We start from the raw sequence: 21,045 nt of genomic DNA on the forward strand, positions 1-21,045 counted from the left end.
TTAATTTACTCTATCCAATTTAAAAAACCATGAAAAAAATATTTTTGCTTTTTTCACTCGTTCCTGCCGTTATGTTTGGGCAAACAAAACCTGTGAAACTCGTTCGTGACGATGCCAATAAAAAGGTTGATGTCTTGGTCGATGGCAAACCTTTCACTTCTTATATCTACCCAGGCCCAGATGTGCTGAAAAAAGCGGTTTTATACCCAGTTCGTACATCCGAAGGTACACTTATCACGCGTGGCTGGCCAATGGACCCACGCCCAGGCGAGCGTATCGACCACCCGCATCATGTTGGCGTTTGGTTTAACTACGAAGATGTAAACGGACACGATTTTTGGAATAACTCAAATACGCCGCCCAATCCGAAGGGAGTTTACGGAACAATCGTTCACACGGGAATCAAATCAGTAAAATCGGGTGCAAATAAAGGTTCGTTGGTAGTTACAGCCGATTGGTTGGATAAAGACGGAAAAATTATGTTGAAAGAAACAACGACCTATATTTTCCAAGGTACTGATAAACAACGAATTACTGATAGAATCACAACCCTGACGGCTGCTGATAAAGAAGTAACATTCAAAGACGTAAAAGATGGTACGTTTGCTATTCGTTTGGCTCGCCAGTTAGAGCATCCTTCAAACAAAGCCGAAGTATTTACTGATGCAAGTGGCGTGGCTACCAAAGTGCCAGTATTGGATAATACCGGAATCACAGGGAGTTATCGCAACAAACAAGGAATTGAAGGGGAAGATACTTGGGCAAAACGCTCTGATTGGGTGAATCTTCGTGGAAAAATCGGTGAAGAAAAAATCTCAGTTGCCATTATCGACCACCCGAAAAATGTTGGGTATCCAACCTACTGGCACTCACGTGGTTATGGTCTTTTCTCGGCAAATCCATTCGGACAAAAAGTGTTTTCTAACGGCAAAGAGGAACTCAATTTCAAACTTGCTCCTAAGCAATCAACTACCATGCGTTTCCGTTTGGTGGTAACTTCGGGCGAAGTTTCGGATACAGAAATGAACAAACTAACTGCCGATTTTGCGAAAGTGCAGTGATAACATAGCTTTTTGAGAAAGAAAAACGTGGCATATTTTAAGAATGTGCCACGTTTTTTATTTGCGTAACGTCTTTTCTTTTTGAAATTTACTACTTTAATTGCGACAGAATCCAATCAAACACATCTAATTTATTCACACCATGCTATTCCGTTTCTTCGTTGTATTACTATTACTAACTTCTCAGATAGGTTTTTCACAAGTTAAGTTTGAAAATTTCGATGATTTACAAGCTTTGCTTACAGCCGCCAAAACACGCAATAAATTGATTTTTGTTCAGACAAAATCTGATAATTGTAATCAGTGTAATGATGTTGCCCGAACGGGTTTGAGCAGTACAAAATTGAGAGAAAAATATGCTCAAAACTTTATTTCCGTCGAAATTGATTCGAAATCAAAGATTTATGGACAGTTATTAGAGAAAACTGGTTTGAGAGGACTTCCACCTTCAACCTTTTTCGATGCCGAAGGGGCATTGATTTATCAGTTTGCCATGACAACTTCGGCGGAAATGAAATATTTAGAAGTAGCAGATGAGGCCATTGCAAACGCAAAAAATCCAGCTTCGAAAGAGTTTGAGATGAAGTATAAAAATGGAAATAGAGATAAAGCTTTTCTGAAAAAATACATCGAATATAAATTATCAGTTGAGCAAGAAGCAGATAAATTGGTTGATGAATACATTGACCAACACACAATTGGTGATTTATCAACGATTGATAATGTGAAGTTTTTGATGAGTACTGCTCCCGCCCTTGATAGTAAAGCACGAAAAATAATGTATGTTTTATTACCTGAAAAAACGGTTGATAGCTTGTTCAGAGCATTACCGCTTTCGGAGCGAGTAAAAATCAATAATCAAATTATCGATAAAACAACAAGAATTGCTGTTAGACAGAAAAACGTAGTTTTAGCGAATCGTTTGTCGAGTTTTGTTGCAGGAACATACGATAGTGACTGGGAAAAGGCCAATTTTTTCAATCAGATAACGATGCTCAATTTTTTTAATGCCATAAAAGACACCCCAAATTATTTGCAGAGAGCCGAGCCTTTTGCCGAATACACCTTAATGCGTTATTCGCCCGATAGCTTATTGAAAAAAGAAGAAATTGCCCGAACACGCTCATTGGAGAGGTCTCGTGCGGAGGTCAAAAAAGAAGGTAGGGTAGAAATTGCTTATGCGTCATTTTACAATCGTTATGCCAACGAACTAAACAATATTGCTTTCAATTTTTTGACTTACAGCAATGACTTAGAAAAACTGGCAAAGGCTCTGAAATGGTCGAAAAGAGCTTTGGAGATAAACGAAGAGCTGGCAATGGATAAATCTCGAAAGAAAAATCCATACATGATGGATACTTATGCTCAGCTACTTTTTAAATTAGGACAAAAAGAAGAGGCTATCAAATGGCAAACTGATGTAATAGAAACGGCTAAACTATGGAAAGCAGATACTACAAAATTTGAAGAAACCCTCGAAAAAATGAAGAAATAATCGAAAGTAAAAACGTGGCAGATTCTTGAAATATACCACGTTTTTTTGTAGAAATATTTTTTCAAAACGACGAGACAAGGCACTGCCTTGTCTCTCTATCAATGTGATATTACGCAATACTCATTTCTAAAATTTCGGCTACAACCTCTGGTGTAATATCGGCTTTTTCTCCGAAATTCATTCCTCTTTCAACAAAACGTTGCTTTATCTTTTCGATTGTCTCTTTATTAACGCCGTACTCGCTGGCTTTGATTGGTAAGCCCAATGATTCGTAAAATTCGCCAGTTTTCTGAATTGCTCCCGCTACTAATTCGTCATCGGTTCCGCTCAGATTCCACACTCTTTTGGCATATTGAATCAGTTTTGCACGTTTATCGGCTTTTTTATACTGCAATAAATGTGGCAATACAACTGCGAGCGTTCGGGCGTGGTCAACGCCGTGGAAAGCCGTAATCTCATGCCCGATCTGGTGCGTTGCCCAATCTTGTGGTACGCCCAAGCCAATCCAGCCATTGAGTGCTACCGTAGCCGCCCACATAAAATTGGCACGAGCTTCGTAGTCAGTTGGATTTTCGAGTGTTTTTGGAGCAACTTCGATGAGTGTTTGAATTACGGATTCTGCAAAACGGTCTTGGATTTGTGCATCAACAGGATAGGTCATATACTGTTCCATTACGTGCGTGAAAGCATCGGCAATGCCATTGGCAATTTGGCGTGGCGGTAACGAATACGTGGTTTCGGGGTCGAGAATCGAGAATTTAGGATAAACTAATGGCCCGCCCATTCCTTTCTTTTCGTGCGTCGATTTTTTGCTAATTACTGCGTAATAATTCATTTCCGAACCAGTTGCAGGAAGTGTAAGCACCGCACCCAACGGAATTGCCGTTTTATATTTCTCTTTCCCCGTTACGATTTGCCAAGCATCTTCGCCTTCAAACGGAATAGCGGCGGCAATAAATTTGGTTCCGTCAAGCACCGAGCCACCACCAACGGCCAGCAAGAAAGTAATTCCTTCTTTACGCCCCAACTCAACGGCTTGCATGAGCGTTTCGTAAGTAGGATTGGCTTCGATTCCACCAAATTCTACGATATTTCGGCCTTCGAGGGCAGTTTTTACTTGTTCATAGACGCCATTTTGGAAAATACTTCCACCGCCATAAGTAAGTAAAATTTTTGCATCGGCAGGAATTTGTTTGCTCAGTTGAGCAATCTGACCTTTACCAAAAAGTATTTTTACTGGATTTTGATATACGAAATTATTGAACATTAGCTTTTTGTTTGATGATTCTATCTATTTCAAACAAAGCTATTTTGAATAAAGTTTTCTAAATGAGGATTAAATAAGCTCGAAAAAAGCCCTCCCCGTTCCCTGAGCGTAGTCGAAGGGCGGGGAGGGTTGGGAGGGGCTTTTACTCAGGAATATCCATCCGAATTCGCCATTCTTTCGGCAAATAATTATTCATTCTATTGCCAATGACTTTCATAAAGCCGAGATTCAAGCCTTCATAACGAGCCAAAAGCCAGCCATTTGGTGCATTTTCGACCGAAATTTGTTCTTTTTTCAAAAATTTTAAAGCATCTTCTTTTGATAAATCTACGTGTGGTAAATCATCAGAAATGGCCGTACTCAAAGCTAAATCATGGCTCGGAATAAAATCTTCACCTTTAAATTGTCCAATCTCAAAGCCCGATGAACGCTTCTGTAAAACCCTCAGAATCGCAGAATATTCGTTGGTCAAATTAGTTGGAATCGCTACGATTGCACCTTCTGGTTTTTCGTAAAACTCAAAATATTCGGGGTTGGCGAGCCATTTTTTCAATAACTCAACTTTCTTTTGCGGTACACGGTTAAACTTAACTTTGCCTCTCACTTCGGCTCTTGAGCCTTGTGTTTTGCGGAAAATAGCCAAATAAAAACCTTCACCTTTGGTTTTGTGAGGATAAAATTGATAGCCAAAACTTTTCTCAGTAATATTCCAATCGGCAGGAATATTGAGTTTAACCTCCTCAAAATCAGCGGTTTGAGTGAGCCATTTGGCATTTTCTTGGTTCTCTTTTTCGTTGTAGGTGCAGGTCGAGTAGCACAAATAGCCATTCGGAGCAACCAACATCGCTGCTGCTTGAAGAATACGTTTTTGGCGGGCCGAGCAGAGCTGTACACTATCCTCCGACCATTCGTTACGAGCCTTTGGGTCTTTTCTGAAAAGTCCTTCGCCCGAGCAGGGAGCATCGGTCAGAACCAAATCAAAAAATCCCTCTAAATCAATCATATCTTCGGGGTCGTGATTGCTCACAATGTAGTTCGGGAAACCCCACTTTTCAAGATTTTCTTTCAATGGTGCAACTCGGCTTTTGATGACTTCATTGGCCACCAAAAGACTTTTTTCGTTGAGTAACGATGCCAAAAGGGTCGTTTTTCCACCAGGAGCGGCACATAAGTCCATCACTCTGAGAGGCTTATCAAAATCAAGTGTTTGTTTGATGGCCTCTGCTACAAACATTGACGATGCCTCTTGCACATAATAGGCTCCTGCATGAAAAGCAGGGTCGAGCGTAAATACTGGTCGCTGTGGTAAATATCGCCCATCGGCGTTCCATTTTACTGGTTCGGTATTTTGGTCAAATAAAACTTCGTTTGTTACCTTTTTGCGAGGGTTCAGTCGAATTGTCGTTGGAGTTTCTTGTTCGAGACTTTCGGCAAAGACCGAATACTCAGCACCAAGAATGTGCTGCATTTGGGCGATAAAGTTTTCGGGTAAATTCATTAACTTTTCATTAACAGTAAAAGTGCAACGCTCGATGTCTTAATGGCATCTACATAATGTAGAATCAAGAATGTAGAATTAAGAATTTTCTACATAAACTTCCCAAATTCAAATTGCCTATTGCAAATCAATACTCATTTTTTATGCAAATTTAATTAAAACTGATTACTAAAATGAGAACTATGTTCAAAACACTTGTATTTGTGTTACTGGCAAACTTGACTTTTGCCCAAATTTTTGTTGGTGTGCGTGGAGGCGTTACGGGCTCAACTATGACAAAATTCAAATTGATTGAAAATATTACGCCCGATTTTAAACTTTTACCTGCTCCATCGGGTGCGATTTTTGTTGAGTTGCCTATTTCGGATAGAATTTCGATTCAGCCCGAGTTGGCTTTTACACAGAAAGGTTTTGTGATAAACGAATCGTTTAATATCAATGGAGGCGAGAATTTGTTTGGTATTGATATTCCGATAGGTGGGAGAATCGCACTGAAAAACAACCATTTAGAAATGCCAATTTTAGCAAAATTTAAGCTCGGTGACTCAAACGAAGGTCATGCTTATATTTTATTGGGGCCATCGGTTGGGTATTTGTTTGATTCAAGAACGGTGATTCGTGTGCTAAATATTTTTCCGATTCGTACGGGTCTCGGCACTGGACTTTTCAAAGATGCCGAATTTAGTGGAGTAGGGGCTTTGGGTTACGAAATTCCGTTTAAAAACGGTAAGTTTTTTATGGAAGGACGCTACCAACATGGTTTTTCTCGGGTGTTAAACTTACCCTTGGTTCAATTACCCGTGAGAAATCAAACCGTAGGTTTTTCGGTAGGGCTATCATTTGCTCTAAGGTCGAAAGTAACAAAAGCGTAAAAGCTTGTGGAATTAGGCATTTTTAGTAAATTTGACCAAATTAAACCTTACAATGCCTAATTTATACATCATAGCTGGTTGTAATGGAGCTGGTAAAACAACTGCGGCAAAAGTACTTTTACCCGATGTTTTCAGAATTGATACTTTTTTGAATGCTGACATCATTGCTGCTCAATTAAACCCTATTTCTCCCGAGAGTGTGGCTATCCAAGCGGGTAGGCAAATGCTAAACGAAATACATATAGCTTTAGGAAAACGAATTGACTTTGTGATAGAAACAACACTGGCTACTAAGAGCTATGTTGAATTAGTCAAGAAAGCTCAAAATCTTGCTTATGAAGTTGTTTTGGTATATTTTTGGATTGAAAATGCGGAGCATGCTATTGAAAGAGTAGCTCGAAGGGTTCGTCAAGGAGGGCATAATATTCCTGAAGAGGTAATCAGAAGACGTTATGAAAGCGGCATAAAAAACTTGATGAATCTTTTCTTGCCGATTGTTGACAAATGGTCAATTTACGACAACTCAGATTATACATTGGGGCATCCTCAACTTATTGCAGAGCAGTTTCCGCAAGAAATGGTGATAGTTGAAAATGCTGAAATTTGGAATATCTTGAATAATATTAGCAAAACATAAATATGAAAATATTAAAACGTGACCCTCTTCTTGAGAATATTCACAAAGGTCTTCTCAAAGCCTACGCCCACATTCCTGCTGAGCTGGAGCAAGAAAAGAAACGCAAAGAAGCATTGAAAGATAAAAAATAAGGAGGCTTCTAAACAAAAAAGGAAGCCTTCGGTAAAGGGGGACACCCAGTCCGAAGACTTCCTTAGAATTAATCGTCCTTGGACTATTAGATTTGAACTCTTTTGAAAGCTGTGATTTTTAAGCCTTTCAAAGTTTTCTCTAATAATTGAGCGATTGTCAATGAGTTGTCTTTTACGAACTCTTGGTTCAATAAAGTAGATTCTTTGTAGAATTTACCTAATTTACCCATAGCAATTTTCTCTAACATCGCTTCTGGTTTGCCTTCTTGACGAGCAACTTCCATACCGATTTCGATTTCTTTTTGAACGATAGCTGGGTCAACATCGTCTTTATCAAGACCTACTGGCTTCATCGCTGCGATTTGCATCGCTACGTCTTTACCAACCTCAGTTACGTCAGTTCCTTGAGTATTATCAAAAGCAACTAATACACCTAATTTACCAGTTGAGTGAGTGTATGATACAACTTGCTCAGCTTCTACGAATTGGTAATCAGTTACAACGATTTTCTCACCGATTTTACCTACTAATTCGATGATAGCCTCTTCAACTGTGCGGCCATCAGACATTTTAGTAGCTAATAAAGTTTCTTTATCTTTTGCGTTGTTTTCAACACCTGTTTTCAAAACATCAGCTGCTAACTCACGGAATGAATCAACTTTAGAAACTGGCTCAGTTTCGCAAGCCAATGCTAAGATTGTAGCATTTTTACCGTTATCGCTAATCAATACTAATCCTTCGTTTGTTTCGTTGTCAGCACGTTTTGCTGCAACTTTTTGTCCAGCTTTACGGAGTATTTCAACTGCTTTGTCGAAGTCACCTTCTGCTTCTGTCAAAGCTTTTTTACAGTCCATCATACCCGCTCCTGTCATCTGACGGAGTTTGTTTACATCTGCTGCTGTGATATTCATTTTATGTTTTTATTAAGTTTGTATTAATACGTTGTCTTTTTGAAACAGAACAGCCCAAAACTTTCGCTTCGGGCTATTCTATCTGAATTATATCATTAGCCTTATATTAAGCTTCTGTTTCTTCTGCAGGGGCAGCAGCTTCTTCTGGAGCTGAAATGATAGCTTTCGCTTCATCAACTGCACGTTTTGCATCTTCTTCATCTTGCAAAGCAGCGTTGTCTTTGTCAAGTTTACGCTCCATGATACCTTCCTCGATAGCCTTACCTATAGCCAAAGTAATCAAGGCTACTGATTTGTAAGCATCATCGTTTCCTGGGATTGGGTACTCAACTGCCTCAGGGTTTGAGTTTGTATCACAAATGGCAATTACTGGAATACCAAGACGGTGAGCTTCTGATACTGCAAGGTGTTCACGTTTTACGTCAACAACAAACAAAGCAGCAGGGAGTCTTGAAAGGTCAGCAACACCACCCAACAAACGCTCTAATTTGATACGCTCACGGTCTAACATCAAACGCTCACGTTTTGCGATGTTTTTAGCAGTTGCTTCGTCTTTCAACATACGCTCTACGTTTTGCAATTTTTTCAAAGATTTTTTGATAGTTGCAAAGTTTGTGAGCATACCACCTAACCAACGCTCAGTTACGTAAGGCATTTTCAAGCGACGTGCTTCTTCAGCAACGATTTCTTGAGCTTGTTTCTTCGTAGCTACGAACATGATTTTGCGTCCAGAACGAACGATTCCTTTAACAACTTCTTGAGCGTCTTCTAAACAAGCAAGAGTTTTGTTAAGGTCGATGATATGGATTCCGTTTTTCTCCATGAAGATATACGGAGCCATTTTTGGGTCCCATTTGCGGGTAAGGTGACCGAAGTGTACACCTGCATCCAATAATTCTTTGTACTCTAATTGTGCCATTTGACTAAATTAGTAAGATGTAAATAATAAATTAAACTACGCAGCACAGCACACCGGACACGATTAAGTGCTGTCTGGACTTTATAAATAAGTTCTGAATGCTGAGTTATGAGTTCTGAGTTGCAGAAAGTTTTGAAACTTAGATTTTTTGCAAAAATTAAGTAAAAAAACTCAGAATTCAGAACTCTAAACTCAAAACTATTAACGTTTAGAGAATTGGAATCTCTTACGTGCTTTACGACGACCTGGTTTTTTACGTTCAACCATACGTGCATCACGAGTTAAGAAACCTTCTTTTTTCAACGCTGGACGGTTCTCTGCATTTGCTTCACACAAAGCACGAGAGATTGCCATACGAACAGCTTCAGCTTGTCCAGCAATACCACCACCACTTACGTTTACTTTTAAATCGTACTGACCAGCCGTACTTGTTGTATTAAACGGTTGGTTTAAGATGATTTGGAGAATCTCTGAAGGAAAATACTCCTTCAAACCTTTTCCATTTATAGAAACTTCACCATTTCCCGCTTTCATGTAGATACGGGCTACGGCTGTTTTTCTTCTACCTACTGCGTTGATAACTTGCATTTGTATATAGAAATTTGAAAATATTCTGAAATTAGATAAATTATTTTGGTTATTAGAAAATTGGTTATTTGGAAATTGGTTAAATAAATTACCTACTCACAATTAATAACCAGTAACTAATAACAAATCACCAAATTATAGCTCAATTGTTTTTGGTGTTTGAGCTGCGTGTGGGTGTTCTGCTCCAGTATATACATATAAATTTGTATATAAACGACGACCCAAACGACCTTTCGGCAACATACCTTTCACGGCCATTTCAACCACACGGCGACCATCTTTTGCCATTAACTCACGAGGAGTAGCAAAACGTTGTCCACCTGGGTGCCCTGTGTGACGGATATAAACTTTATCAGTCATTTTCTTTCCCGTCAAACGTATTTTTTCTGCATTGATAACAATTACGTTATCGCCACAGTCAACGTGAGGAGTGTAGTTTGTTTTGTTTTTACCACGAATGATATTCGCAATTTGGCTACACAAGCGGCCCAATACTTTGTCGGTAGCATCAATAACTACCCATTCTTTATTAACGGTTTCGCTGTTAGCTGAAATCGTTTTGTAACTTAAATGCTTCACTGTTTTGTTTATTTTAAATGTTCGATACACTTAGTTTCCTAAGCGGTTTGAAAAAAGCATTTGTCATCTATTTTTAGCTTTCACTCCCAACTGCTACGACTACCTTTCGATGACTTTTTCCACAAAGTTATGGGGTGCTGAAACAACACATGATTCGCTTCGGAATTAGCGTTTCTCCCTAACTTGAATTTTCCCTCGAACAAACGGGCTACGCTACGAGGGTGGTATTTTGGGGCTGCAAAATTATAAATTTCTTTTAATAAAACCAATAACTTACGAATTATTTTATGTGTAATTAGTTGATATGAAGATAAGAACGTAATTTTGTGCATATTGATGTCCGATAAAAGCTTCAAAAAAGCATCGACTGTTAGACCCACCCAAAAATCATGAGATATTTTCTTACAATTTTGCTGATTACATTTTCGGTACAAATAAGTTCTGCACAATGGAAACCCAATGATGCTACGCCTTCGATGGTGAGTGCCGCACCTGACTTTCAGTATGCTGTACTTTATTCGATTGATGATGACGGAAATAGCTTTTATGTTTGGGCTGATTATAGAAGTAATTTGATTGATTTGTACGCCCAAAAGCTCGATGCCAAAGGTACGCCGCAGTGGACAAAAGACGGCTTACGTATAGGCCGAATCTTAGATAAGAGTACATTTATCTATACGCCCAAATTAATTAAGCCTGATAGTAAAGGCGGAGCGTATATTTTGTGGCACAGATGTATTGATGTAAATAAAACTGACCGCAGAAATTTGTACGCTCAGTATGTTTCGAGTGATGGAAAAGCTCAATGGACGGCCGATGGTGTAAAGGTTACGGACCAAGAACTCACAAGCGATGATGCCAATGATGGTGTTTTGGAATTGAATGACCTAAAAAATGATAAATTGTTGATTACTTTCAATAATTTTAATCGTGCTACTAATGATAATGTGGTTTACACAAAAAAAATAAATTATGCAGGAAAAGTAGTCGAAGACGAAGCTAAACTATTGAGTGCCAAAGGTTTAGAAACGAAGGTTTTGTACGATGAAAAAAATAGCAAATTTATTGCCCTCATAAGAGACCCAAGCACTGATTATTCATTCCAGACTTTTGATGCCGCCAATAAAGCACTTCTTCCGGTGACAGCAGCCTTGCCAAATCCTTTTTTTGGCAAAACTCGCATTGATTTATTTAAGGTTGATAATGATGGAAATGCAATAATCGGAAGGACGCTTTCGAGCGATGCTGACTCGAAGAAAATTGTTTTGGTACATAAAATCAGTAAAGATGGAAAGAATATTTGGGGAAGTAGCGGTGTGAATTTAGGTTCAAACTCAACTTTTGATGTGCAAATTATCCCAACAAGTGATGGCGGCGGAATTGCGACTTGGATTGAAACGGGCGATAAATCAAGGCCTTTTCAGATGGCAAAAATCAATGCCAGTGGCAGTATTATTTGGAAAAAAGACGTCTTCACGCCACGTTCCGATAAATCTTACTTTTTACCCAATAAGCTTATCTCGGATGGTAAAGATGGTGTTTATACATTATGGTTATTTCCCAAAAACATTGGCTACGACTTAACGATTCAGCATTTTGATGCTAACGGAAATCCAAAATTTGGCGAAGATGGCGTTGCGATAAATGACTATACTTTCTACAGCGATTATCGTTTGATGCTTCACCCAAAAACTGGTGGTGTAATTGTGCTTTATGGCTGCAATAAAGAACTGGAAGATGGTCGTGGTGGTTCGGTAGATTTATACACGAATTATTTTACAGAAAATGGTAAAATTGGCTTAGATGTGCCGCCGAGTATTACGGTTGCTTTACCGAGTCCCAATAGTTTTTGTGCGGGACAAAGTTTTTCAATTTCGTTTACAACCGCCGATGGTAGCTTTAATCTCGATAATAGATTTAGGATTTTACTTTCTGATAAAACAGGAAGTTTCGATAAAGCGATTGAATTAGGAAACGATACCCGAAGAACTGTGAATGTAAAAACTACACAAGATTTAGAGAAAGGAACGTATAAAATAAAAGTAGTTTCGACTTCGCCAGTAATTGAAAGTACAAATACCGTTGAAATAACAGTAGGGGATACTGGTGTGCCGACAATCACATCTGATAAATTATCAATCTGTGCGGGAGGGAACGAAAAAGTAACGCTCACTACGAGCAGTTGCAAAGATGGCCTTTTGAAATGGTCGAATGGCTTAACTACTACTTCTATTGCAGTTTCACCCGTTGATAATACTACTTATACCGCAACCTGTACGATTTCGGGGTGTAAAGAAAGTGCCGCTTCAAATTCGATTCTGATTCAAGCAGTAAAACTGGCAGTTACAGCCAGCAATACAGGCCCATATTTTGAAGGTGAATTATTGAGACTGAGTAGTGCTTCAAGTACTGGAACTGCTCCGTTAAAATACGAATGGACTGGACCAAACAGTTTTGCTTCGACGGTTCAGAATCCAAGTATTTTGAATATTTCGGTGAGTGCTTCGGGTACATATACTGTAAAAGTAACCGATGCAAATAATTGTCAAGGAAATGCCCAAACTGAAGTAAAAGTTAGTCCAATTTTGGCCAATGAAGCTCCTAATAATGCTGTAGTAAATGTTTACCCAAACCCAGTTAGCGAGCAGTTGAGCGTTTCTTTTGATTCTGAACCCAATAAACAAATCAGTATAACGATTTTGGACAACCGAGGTCGAGTAGTAGAACAACGAAAACTCAAATCGGTAGGTGGCAATCAACAGGAGAAATTTGATATTAAAAACCTAACGAGCGGCCAGTATTTGCTCAAAATAAACACTTCGCAGCAAGAAGTAGTTAAGAAGATAGTAATTAGTCAGTAATAGACCACAGGTCTAAATAAACCAATAAAAATGTCGTTAAAAACATATTTCCTACAAGTAAAAGAAGTCGTACAAGAAACGGCTGACAGCGTAACCATTTATTTTTGGCATCCATTAAGCGAGCAAATCAAATATAAAGCAGGGCAATTTATTACGATTATTGTGCCAGCGGGCGAAGGTGGCAAGAAAGTACGTCGTAGTTATTCGATGTCCACTTCACCACACAGCGATACCGCCATTGGTGTTACCGTAAAACGAGTAGAGGGTGGTTTGGTTTCTAATTACCTAAACGATAACGTAAAAGTAGGCGATTTCTTAGAAGTGCTTGAGCCATTGGGTAACTTCTTCGTAGAGCCAGATGCCGATAAAACTCGTCATTTAGTGCTTTTTGCAGCAGGAAGTGGTATTACACCGATGATGTCAATCACAAAATCGGTGCTGAAAATGGAACCAAACTCTCGTGTTACTATCATTTACGGAAACCGTAGCGAAGAAACTATTATCTTTAAAAGTAAACTCGAAGAACTCGAAGCTCAGTATGGTTCACGCTTGGTTGTGCATCATTTGTTGAGTCGTCCATCAAGTGTTTGGGTGGGAAAATGTGGTCGAATCAATCAAGGAGCAGCTATCAGAATCATGAAAGAGGCGGATACTGATTTCGTAAAAGATAATTTTTATCTCTGCGGGCCTGTCGGTATGATGGAAGACGTAATTGCTGGTTTAGGTATTTACAATGTATCGAAAGACCGTATTCATAAGGAAAACTTCCACACGGTAATGGTTGAGGGAGAAGCTGAAGAAACCGACGAATCGCTACAAACTCAGACCGTAAAAGTGAAATACAATGGCGATGAATATGAATTTGAAGTAAAACCTCACCAAACAATTTTGGAAGCGGCTCTGGACTTAGATATAGATTTACCGTACTCGTGTCAAGCGGGTATGTGTACGGCCTGTATGGGAACTTGTACGGAAGGAAAAGTAAAACTCGATGAAGAAGATGGTCTAACCGAAAAAGAACTCAAAAGAGGCTTGATTCTGACTTGCGTAGCTCATCCAATCTCGAAAGGTGTTGTGATTGAGATTGATTAAGAAAGAGATAAAGTTTTCATTTTAAGCCATAGATTATTTACTTTTGTAATAATCTGTGGCTTTTTTGTTCGTTATACCCCCAAAACTTAAAATTACTTCCGTGCTTTTTAAAAACAGAAAAATACTTTTGCTGGCTATTATTTGTAGCTTTTTTGGTTTACTGACTTCGTTTATTTTACCGCAGAAAACTCCGCCCGATTATCTCGCTCGTCAAGAACGTTGGGCTGATAGTTTACTCTCAACAATGACTCTGGAAGAGAAAGTCGGGCAGTTATTTATGATTGCTACTTTCTCGAATCGTACCGAAACTTACTACCAACAAGTAGAAAATAATATTGCAACTTATCATCTCGGTGGTCTGATTTTCTTTCAGGGCGGGCCATATCGCCAAGCACGTCTGACAAATCGTTACCAACAAATTTCCCGTATTCCGCTCATGATTGGTATGGATGCCGAGTGGGGAGTGGGTATGCGGCTCGATAGTGTACTGGAATTTCCGAAGCAGATAACGCTCGGGGCAATTCAAGATAATAGTTATGTTGAAAAATTTGGTGAAGAAGTTGGCCGTCAATGTAAACGACTGGGTATTCATGTAAATTTTGCTCCTTCGGTTGATGTCAATACCAATCCCAAAAATCCGATTATCAATTATCGTTCGTTTGGTGAGTCGCAGTATAATGTTGCCGAAAAAGGTGCGATGTACATCAAAGGAATGAAAAAATACAATGTCATGGGAAGTGCCAAGCATTTTCCTGGGCATGGAGATACCGACCAAGATTCTCACCGTACCCTTCCATGGGTTAGCCATTCGATTGATAGATTGAATGAAGTTGAACTTTATCCTTTCCGCAAGCTAATTGCCGATAGTGTGGCTATGGTCATGACTGGGCATTTGTTTGTACCAGCTCTTGAGCCTCGCACCAATACTCCGACTTCGATTTCTCGCAAAATTGTGACCGAAACCATCAAAGAGAAAATGGGTTTTGAGGGAATTGCTATTACCGATGCCCTCAATATGCGAGGAATTACGGCAGGTTTACAAGCTGGCGAACCCGAATTGTTGGCTTTCTTGGCAGGAAATGATATTTTACTGCAATCGGGCAATCTTCCTGCGGCATTTAATCGAATTAAAGCGGCGGTAGAAAGTGGACAAATTCCGATAGCAGAATTGGAGGCTCGTGTAAAGAAAATCTTAAGGGCGAAGTTTTGGGCGGGTTTGAATACCTATAAACCAATCGAAATGGCTGGTTTAGGTAGTGATTTAAACAGCAAAAAAGCCACTGACTTAAAAGCTGAATTGTTTGAGCAGGCAGTTACAATTATCAAAAATCAAGATAATTTATTGCCTTTTGTGAATATTGATACCACGAGTTTTGCATCAGTGGCTATCAGTGCTGAGGCGGGCAATGAGTTTCAGAAAATGCTCAGTCAATATGCCAATTTTAGGCATTTTGCTGTGCCTTTTAAACCTGCGGCTGACAAAGACATTACTTGGGTTTTGGAAGAAGCATCCAAATATAAAACAGTAGTCGTGAGTGTGCATGACATGAACAGCCGAGGCGATAGAAACTACGGAGTTTCGCCCGCAACTATTTCGTTTATTAATCAACTTCGACAAAAAACTAAGGTTGTTGTAGTTGGTTTCGGGAATCCGTACGGCATGAAATTATATGATGGTGTACCTACTTTAGTTTGTGGTTACGAAGATGAAATTGCATCGCAGCGGGTTGTGCCGCAGATTTTATTCGGAGCATTACCAGCCAAAGGAAAATTACCAGTGACAGTTACTTACGAACAAAAAGTAGGAAATGGCGTGCAAACCGAACGCATCGGAAGAGTATCTTTCGGAACGCCCGAGAGCGTAGGTATGAACGAAAAAAAACTCAACGAAATAGAGCAGATTGTGCAGCAAGGCATCAGTAATCGGGCTTTTCCTGGATGTCAGGTGTTGGTGGCTCGTAATGGAAAAGTAGTTTATAACCGAAACTTTGGTACACTTCGCTACGACGTTTATGAGCCAGTAAACGACCAGACGCTTTATGATATTGCTTCAATGACTAAAGTATCGGCAACGCTACAAGCGGTTATGCTTTTAAACGAAAGAGGAGCAATTGATTTGAATGAAAAAGCCTCAACCTATCTACCCGAAATGCGTGGAACTAACAAAGAAAATATGTTGGTTTCAGATATTTTGATGCACCAAGCTGGTTTGGTGGCTTTCATTCCGTTTTGGGAGAAAACTAAGTCGGGCGGAACTTTTAAAAGTGATTATTACCGTTTCACAAAAGATAGTGTCAATCTGCAAGTAGCTGATAATCTGTATATTACACCCGCCATTCGAGATTCAGTTTGGCGTTGGGTACAGCAGTCAAAACTTATCAATGTCTATGATAGATTGGGCGGATATCGGTTTACTTACAGCGATTTAGGTTTGATTATATTGCAGAAAATGGTCGAAAGAATCACGAATCAGCCGCTTGATGAGTTTGTAGAGCAGAATATTTACGAACCCCTCGGAATGACTTCAACGCTTTATAATCCGAATACAAAATTTGCCAAAAACAACATTGCTCCAACCGAAAACGATGCGATTTTTCGAGCCTCACAAATTCAAGGAACTGTACACGACCCAAACGCCGCTTTGCTTGGTGGAGTGGCTGGCCATGCGGGACTTTTCAGCAATGTGAGCGATTTGGTGAAACTTTATCAGATGAATTTGCAGAAAGGCTATTATGGTGGTCGGCAAATTTTGTTTCCTACAACCGTTCCACATTTTGCCCGAAATTATACACAACGCAGCCACCGAGGGCTCGGCTGGGACAAGCCCGAATCAGGAGACGATAAACCTGTCATTGCGATTGATGCTTCGCCCAAAACTTTTGGCCATACTGGCTTTACTGGCACGGCCGTATGGGTTGACCCCGAGCGAGATTTAATTTTTATTTTTCTATCAAACCGAGTGTATCAAAGTTCGGCCAATAATAAAATCAATACTTTGAAGATTCGTAAACGTATCCACGAAGTTATCAACGCTGCCATTATTCAATAGTTTTGATATTACATACCCGACGATTTGTGTTTCATAGAACTTTATACTAATTTGCTTTCAGATAAAGACAACCCTTTCTATGAACAAAATAACTATTCTCCTTTCATTTCTTTTTCTTTCATTCACCGTTACAACCTTGGCACAAAAGAAGAAATCAATCATTCGAACCCTCATTGTTGATGGGCAAAATAACCATGTTCAATGGCCCAAAATAACCTTCATGATGAAGAATTATTTGGAAGAAACAGGTAAATTTAAAGTAGATGTGCAACGAACAAAATATACATGGTTGGGAGAAGAATTTATAAAGAAATTCCCGATTGAAGGCCTTGGCGAAACCGAAGCGATGAAAAAATCGCAAACAGACCCCGATTTCAAACCAGATTTTTCAAAGTATGATTTAGTGATTTGTAATTTTGGTTGGAACGCCGCTCCGTGGCCCGAAGAAACGCAAAAGAATTTTGAGAAATACATGAAAAAAGGTGGAGGATTAGTCGTAATTCATGCCGCCGATAATTCATTTCCACAATGGCCTGACTACAACAAAATGATTGGTTTGGGTGGCTGGGGCGACCGTACTGAAAAAGACGGACCTTATGTGTATTACAACAACGAAGGCACTCTTGTGAAAGATAATTCAGCGGGCAAAGCGGGTTCGCACGGGCCAGAGCATGAGTATGTGATTGAAATTAGAAATTCGGAGCATCCGATTACGAAAGGAATGCCAACAAAATGGCTACACGCCAAAGATGAATTATATGACAGGCTCAGAGGACCAGCCGAGAATATGGAAGTATTGGCAACTGCTTTTTCGGCAAAAGATAAGAGAGGAACTGAGCGTCATGAACCAATGTTACTCACACTTAACTACGGAAAAGGTAGGATTTTTCACACACCAATGGGGCATATTGATTATTCAGTCGAATGTGTAGGCTTTATCACTTGTTTGCTTAGAGGCTCAGAGTGGGCTGCTACTGGTAAAGTTACGTTGCCGATTCCGCAAGATTTTCCGACTGCCGAAAAGACGAGCAGTAGAACGTTTAAATGATATTTCAGAAGGGTAATCCACAAATAATCTTTGTGGATTACTTATTTAACATACTAATTTTTCCTCGTTCAAAATCCATAAACAAGAAATCAAACGGGTCGATGTATTGATTATTTTTCTTCAATGTATAATGCAAATGCGGCCCAGTTACCGTACCCGTAGCACCTACTTCTCCAATTACTTGCATTCGCTTCACGTGCTGGCCTTTCTTAACAGAAATCTTATTCAAATGGCCGTAAATTGACTCAAAACCATAGCAATGCTTGATTTTGATGTAATTTCCTAAGTCAACCTTAAAACCTACATCAATCACATCTCCATCGCCCGTAGCAATGGCTTTTTCGCCCGTTGCACCTTTCAAATCAATGCCACGATGAAACAATGAAACTTTATGCACAGGATGATTACGAAAGCCATAAAATGAATTGATATTGACTTCTTTATTAAGCGGATAACCCGCAGGAATAAAATTAATGTAATCTTCTTTGAAAGGGTCGCTGTAAATATGGCGAAGCATATCATTTACCTCGACCATCGGCGTGAGTTGAGTTTCCCAGTAATCTTCTTCGGGAAGGTTGTTGTTGGCAAGTTGTGAAAAAACCGAAAAATTTATTGACAGCAAAAATATTATTAACGCTACTTTCTTCATTATCAGACTTTTACTCCTTAGTACTTCACCACAAAAATACATCAAATTTAAGCTAAAAATGCTTTTTATAGGAATTGTACAACAAGTTCGATGGAAAGTTATAAGATGCTATTTAATTTTTGTTTAAAATATTTTGGAGCAACAGTGTTTTTTTTCGTTTTTAGCTAAAAAATTCTATCTAAATACCCACTTTATAAACCTGCTGTTAATTCTCATGTCTAATCGCTTTTATCCATCAAGTCCACTCATTAAAGATTATACCTTTTTAAAGCCGAGTGCCAGTTTTATCAAAAATGTAGGTTCTGTCTTTACAGCTATTTTGCTTTTTGCTGGAAGTTACATGTTTTTGGTAGCTGTGGGGGTATTATTTTTATACTTATGTGTACTGGGAGCCATTGCCATTCTTACTGCTAAAATTCACTGGATTACCTTAGCCTTAGCACTTGGTATATTGGCTTTTGGGGTAATGTTTTTTGCTTTTTTATTGAAGTTTATTTTTATGGTTAAGAGGAATAACCATGAAAATAGATTGGAAATCAATAGAAATGACCACCCCAAATTATTCGATTTTATTGACCAACTAACCAATGAAGTTCAAGCACCAAAACCTAAAAAGATTTTCCTGATTCCCGATGTAAATGCTTCCGTTTTTTATGATTCGAGTTTTTGGAGTATGTTCTTACCTGTTCGGAAAAACCTTCAAATCGGAATGGGATTGATTAATACTGTCAACCTCAGCGAGTTTAAGGCTATTATGGCTCACGAATTTGGGCATTTTTCGCAGCGAAGTATGAAACTCGGTAGCTATGTTTATACGGTCAATCAAATCATTTATCATTTGGTTTACATTCGTGATAAGTGGGACGATACCCTTGATAGTTGGGCTGATTCGACCAAAAGTGGTAATACATTTATGTTGGTTTTTGGCTTTTTTGCGATAATCACACGAGCATTGGTCAATGTGGTTCGTAGTATTCTTGATACCCTTTATCAGTTTATTAATAAGCGATACATGGCTCTTTCAAGAGAAATGGAATACAATGCCGACCTAATTGCTGTCAGTGCCGCAGGTACCGAAACTGCCATTACTGCTCTTCGCCGTATTGATGTTGGTAATGCTGCTTATAGCCGTACGCTGGGCTATCTCAATGAAGCTATACAAGAAGATAAGCTAACCGATAATGTTTATTCGCTTCAAAAAAGCTTTATTGAGCGTATTTGTACTGAAAATAACCTTGCTACCAGTAATTCTCTCCCAATTGTAGATGATGCTTTTGCAAAGAAAATGGTGCCGCAGTCACGTATTGTATATCGTGACCAATGGGCGTCGCATCCTGACCAAGATGAGCGTGAAGCCAATATAAAAACTGTAAATTTAGAGGCTCAAATTTCGGATGATTCGGCATGGGTTTTATTTGATAATGCCGAAAAGTGGCAGAAAAAAATGACCAACGTTTTGTATGCCAGTGCAGTTGAAGCCGAGAAAAAATACGCAGTGCTTGATGATACCGAAGTGCATCAAGACATTGACGAGAAAAATGCTCGTTATGAGTTTCCACTTCAATACAAAGGTTTTTATAATAATCGTTTTTTGTATGAAATTGATTACTCCGCAGCTATCAATGAGGCCAAAAATGCTGAACTCAATTTTGATGAAATTTATAATGATGAAAATACCGCCCAAATAAGTCAGTATTTCAATAACATAAATGACCTACGCACACTGGAGCAAATCCGAGATAAAGCAATAGACACTCGTTCTTTTGATTTTGATGGTGTAAAATACGAGCGAGAAGACGTTCAGCAAGTGATAGATAATTTGAGTACTGAAATCGAAACTCAGAAAAAATGGCTTGAAGATTTAGATAAAAAGGCTTTCTTGTATCATTATGGTTTATCAGAAAAACAAAATAAGGTAGAGGAATTTAAGCAAAAGCAAGGAGATTATCAGAACCTTTCAAAAGAAAGAGATAAATATCTGCAATTGGTTCATCAGGTAGAAGAGTGGATGTATCGTTTACGAACTAAACAACAATGGGATGAGTACGAAATGCCAAGCTTAAATAACGGCATGATTGAATTGTATGAAAATGCTCAAGCGGCTTTTTCAGAAAGTACCAAGCTGAGTATTTCGCCCAAAATACATCAGCAGGAGATTAACGATAGTTATTCTAATTATTTATTATCTGAGCCAATAGCCGATTTATCAAGTGGTTTTGAGCAAGGGCAATTTATAAAAATCTACAATCAGATTTATGGAATGTATAATAAAGCCAATTCATTGAGTGTAGAATCGCTTTATGAGCTAATAAAATTTCAGTCAACTATGATTATAAAGTCTGAAATAAAATGAGCTACGACTGTTCGAAAAACACTTTTAGGAGATAA

General features: G+C 38.9%; 17 protein-coding genes. 10 read left to right on the forward strand and 7 right to left on the reverse strand.

What is annotated here, in order from left to right; all coding sequences use genetic code 11:
- Positions 1-29 precede the first annotated feature (29 nt).
- A complete protein-coding gene (locus IEX65_RS08735) occupies positions 30-1,061 on the forward strand; it encodes a DUF6807 domain-containing protein (RefSeq protein ID WP_188765664.1) in 1,032 nt (343 codons plus the stop codon).
- A gap of 142 nt (positions 1,062-1,203) precedes the next feature.
- Entirely contained in the window at positions 1,204-2,556 is a 1,353-nt protein-coding gene (locus IEX65_RS08740) for a thioredoxin fold domain-containing protein (protein ID WP_188765665.1), read from the forward strand.
- A gap of 109 nt (positions 2,557-2,665) precedes the next feature.
- Here the strand turns inward: IEX65_RS08740 and IEX65_RS08745 are convergent, their stop codons facing one another.
- Positions 2,666-3,823 carry an iron-containing alcohol dehydrogenase gene (locus tag IEX65_RS08745; protein ID WP_188765666.1) on the reverse strand — a complete coding sequence of 386 codons (1,158 nt, stop codon included), beginning with the start codon at positions 3,821-3,823 and terminating at the stop codon, positions 2,666-2,668.
- Between the two features lie 142 nt (positions 3,824-3,965).
- Entirely contained in the window at positions 3,966-5,321 is a 1,356-nt protein-coding gene (locus IEX65_RS08750) for a methyltransferase RsmF C-terminal domain-like protein (RefSeq protein WP_188765667.1), read from the reverse strand.
- Between the two features lie 173 nt (positions 5,322-5,494).
- Here IEX65_RS08750 and IEX65_RS08755 point away from each other — a divergent pair, with 173 nt between their 5' ends.
- Genes IEX65_RS08755 through IEX65_RS28115 form a run of 3 tightly spaced genes read left to right on the forward strand, consistent with a single transcriptional unit; the run spans position 5,495 to position 6,961 of the window.
- A complete protein-coding gene (locus IEX65_RS08755; protein WP_188765668.1) occupies positions 5,495-6,193 on the forward strand; it encodes a porin family protein in 699 nt (232 codons plus the stop codon).
- A 52-nt stretch (positions 6,194-6,245) separates the two neighbouring features.
- Positions 6,246-6,830, forward strand: a complete 585-nt coding sequence (locus IEX65_RS08760) for an ATPase (protein WP_188765669.1) — start codon at positions 6,246-6,248, stop codon at positions 6,828-6,830.
- 2 nt (positions 6,831-6,832) lie between these two features.
- Positions 6,833-6,961, forward strand: coding sequence for a hypothetical protein (locus IEX65_RS28115; RefSeq protein ID WP_255364420.1), 129 nt, complete (start codon positions 6,833-6,835; stop codon positions 6,959-6,961).
- A gap of 86 nt (positions 6,962-7,047) precedes the next feature.
- On the opposite strand, the gene tsf is transcribed toward IEX65_RS28115, so the two are convergent.
- The 4 genes from tsf to rplM all read right to left on the reverse strand — a co-directional run bounded on the left by tsf (position 7,048) and on the right by rplM (position 9,958).
- Positions 7,048-7,872 (reverse strand): translation elongation factor Ts, encoded by an 825-nt coding sequence (tsf, locus tag IEX65_RS08765; RefSeq protein ID WP_188765670.1) that lies wholly within the window; start codon positions 7,870-7,872, stop codon positions 7,048-7,050.
- A 106-nt stretch (positions 7,873-7,978) separates the two neighbouring features.
- Positions 7,979-8,791: a 30S ribosomal protein S2 gene (gene rpsB / locus IEX65_RS08770; protein WP_188765671.1), complete on the reverse strand. Its 813-nt coding sequence runs from the start codon at positions 8,789-8,791 to the stop codon at positions 7,979-7,981.
- 201 nt (positions 8,792-8,992) lie between these two features.
- Entirely contained in the window at positions 8,993-9,379 is a 387-nt protein-coding gene (gene rpsI / locus IEX65_RS08775) for a 30S ribosomal protein S9 (protein WP_015028230.1), read from the reverse strand.
- A gap of 135 nt (positions 9,380-9,514) precedes the next feature.
- Positions 9,515-9,958 carry a 50S ribosomal protein L13 gene (gene rplM / locus IEX65_RS08780; RefSeq protein WP_188765672.1) on the reverse strand — a complete coding sequence of 148 codons (444 nt, stop codon included), beginning with the start codon at positions 9,956-9,958 and terminating at the stop codon, positions 9,515-9,517.
- Positions 9,959-10,347: 389 nt separating this feature from the next.
- On the opposite strand from rplM, the gene IEX65_RS08785 reads away from it, so the two are divergent.
- From IEX65_RS08785 to IEX65_RS08800, 4 genes are all read left to right on the forward strand, one after another.
- A complete protein-coding gene (locus tag IEX65_RS08785; protein ID WP_188765673.1) occupies positions 10,348-12,819 on the forward strand; it encodes a T9SS type A sorting domain-containing protein in 2,472 nt (823 codons plus the stop codon).
- A gap of 30 nt (positions 12,820-12,849) precedes the next feature.
- Positions 12,850-13,911, forward strand: coding sequence for a ferredoxin--NADP reductase (locus tag IEX65_RS08790; protein WP_188765674.1), 1,062 nt, complete (start codon positions 12,850-12,852; stop codon positions 13,909-13,911).
- Between the two features lie 100 nt (positions 13,912-14,011).
- Positions 14,012-16,960 (forward strand): serine hydrolase domain-containing protein, encoded by a 2,949-nt coding sequence (locus tag IEX65_RS08795; RefSeq protein WP_188765675.1) that lies wholly within the window; start codon positions 14,012-14,014, stop codon positions 16,958-16,960.
- A gap of 79 nt (positions 16,961-17,039) precedes the next feature.
- A complete protein-coding gene (locus IEX65_RS08800) occupies positions 17,040-18,008 on the forward strand; it encodes a ThuA domain-containing protein (RefSeq protein ID WP_188765676.1) in 969 nt (322 codons plus the stop codon).
- 37 nt (positions 18,009-18,045) lie between these two features.
- On the opposite strand, the gene IEX65_RS08805 is transcribed toward IEX65_RS08800, so the two are convergent.
- Positions 18,046-18,657, reverse strand: a complete 612-nt coding sequence (locus IEX65_RS08805) for a M23 family metallopeptidase (protein ID WP_188765677.1) — start codon at positions 18,655-18,657, stop codon at positions 18,046-18,048.
- Between the two features lie 214 nt (positions 18,658-18,871).
- Here IEX65_RS08805 and IEX65_RS08810 point away from each other — a divergent pair, with 214 nt between their 5' ends.
- Positions 18,872-21,010, forward strand: coding sequence for a M48 family metallopeptidase (locus IEX65_RS08810; protein ID WP_188765678.1), 2,139 nt, complete (start codon positions 18,872-18,874; stop codon positions 21,008-21,010).
- Positions 21,011-21,045: the final 35 nt, after the last annotated feature.

This window comes from Emticicia aquatilis, from assembly GCF_014644295.1.
Taxonomy (GTDB): Bacteria; Bacteroidota; Bacteroidia; order Cytophagales; family Spirosomataceae; genus Emticicia; species Emticicia aquatilis.

What these genes read in the sequence shown, in the direction of transcription:
- IEX65_RS08735 (WP_188765664.1), top strand. Translation starts at nt 30, where the DNA reads ATGAAAAAAATATTTTTGCTTTTTTCACTCGTTCCTGCCGTTATGTTT.
- IEX65_RS08740 (WP_188765665.1), top strand. Translation starts at nt 1,204, where the DNA reads ATGCTATTCCGTTTCTTCGTTGTATTACTATTACTAACTTCTCAGATA.
- IEX65_RS08745 (WP_188765666.1), bottom strand. Translation starts at nt 3,823, where the DNA reads ATGTTCAATAATTTCGTATATCAAAATCCAGTAAAAATACTTTTTGGT.
- IEX65_RS08750 (WP_188765667.1), bottom strand. Translation starts at nt 5,321, where the DNA reads ATGAATTTACCCGAAAACTTTATCGCCCAAATGCAGCACATTCTTGGT.
- IEX65_RS08755 (WP_188765668.1), top strand. Translation starts at nt 5,495, where the DNA reads ATGAGAACTATGTTCAAAACACTTGTATTTGTGTTACTGGCAAACTTG.
- IEX65_RS08760 (WP_188765669.1), top strand. Translation starts at nt 6,246, where the DNA reads ATGCCTAATTTATACATCATAGCTGGTTGTAATGGAGCTGGTAAAACA.
- IEX65_RS28115 (WP_255364420.1), top strand. Translation starts at nt 6,833, where the DNA reads ATGAAAATATTAAAACGTGACCCTCTTCTTGAGAATATTCACAAAGGT.
- tsf (WP_188765670.1), bottom strand. Translation starts at nt 7,872, where the DNA reads ATGAATATCACAGCAGCAGATGTAAACAAACTCCGTCAGATGACAGGA.
- rpsB (WP_188765671.1), bottom strand. Translation starts at nt 8,791, where the DNA reads ATGGCACAATTAGAGTACAAAGAATTATTGGATGCAGGTGTACACTTC.
- rpsI (WP_015028230.1), bottom strand. Translation starts at nt 9,379, where the DNA reads ATGCAAGTTATCAACGCAGTAGGTAGAAGAAAAACAGCCGTAGCCCGT.
- IEX65_RS08785 (WP_188765673.1), top strand. Translation starts at nt 10,348, where the DNA reads ATGAGATATTTTCTTACAATTTTGCTGATTACATTTTCGGTACAAATA.
- IEX65_RS08790 (WP_188765674.1), top strand. Translation starts at nt 12,850, where the DNA reads ATGTCGTTAAAAACATATTTCCTACAAGTAAAAGAAGTCGTACAAGAA.
- IEX65_RS08800 (WP_188765676.1), top strand. Translation starts at nt 17,040, where the DNA reads ATGAACAAAATAACTATTCTCCTTTCATTTCTTTTTCTTTCATTCACC.
- IEX65_RS08805 (WP_188765677.1), bottom strand. Translation starts at nt 18,657, where the DNA reads ATGAAGAAAGTAGCGTTAATAATATTTTTGCTGTCAATAAATTTTTCG.
- IEX65_RS08810 (WP_188765678.1), top strand. Translation starts at nt 18,872, where the DNA reads ATGTCTAATCGCTTTTATCCATCAAGTCCACTCATTAAAGATTATACC.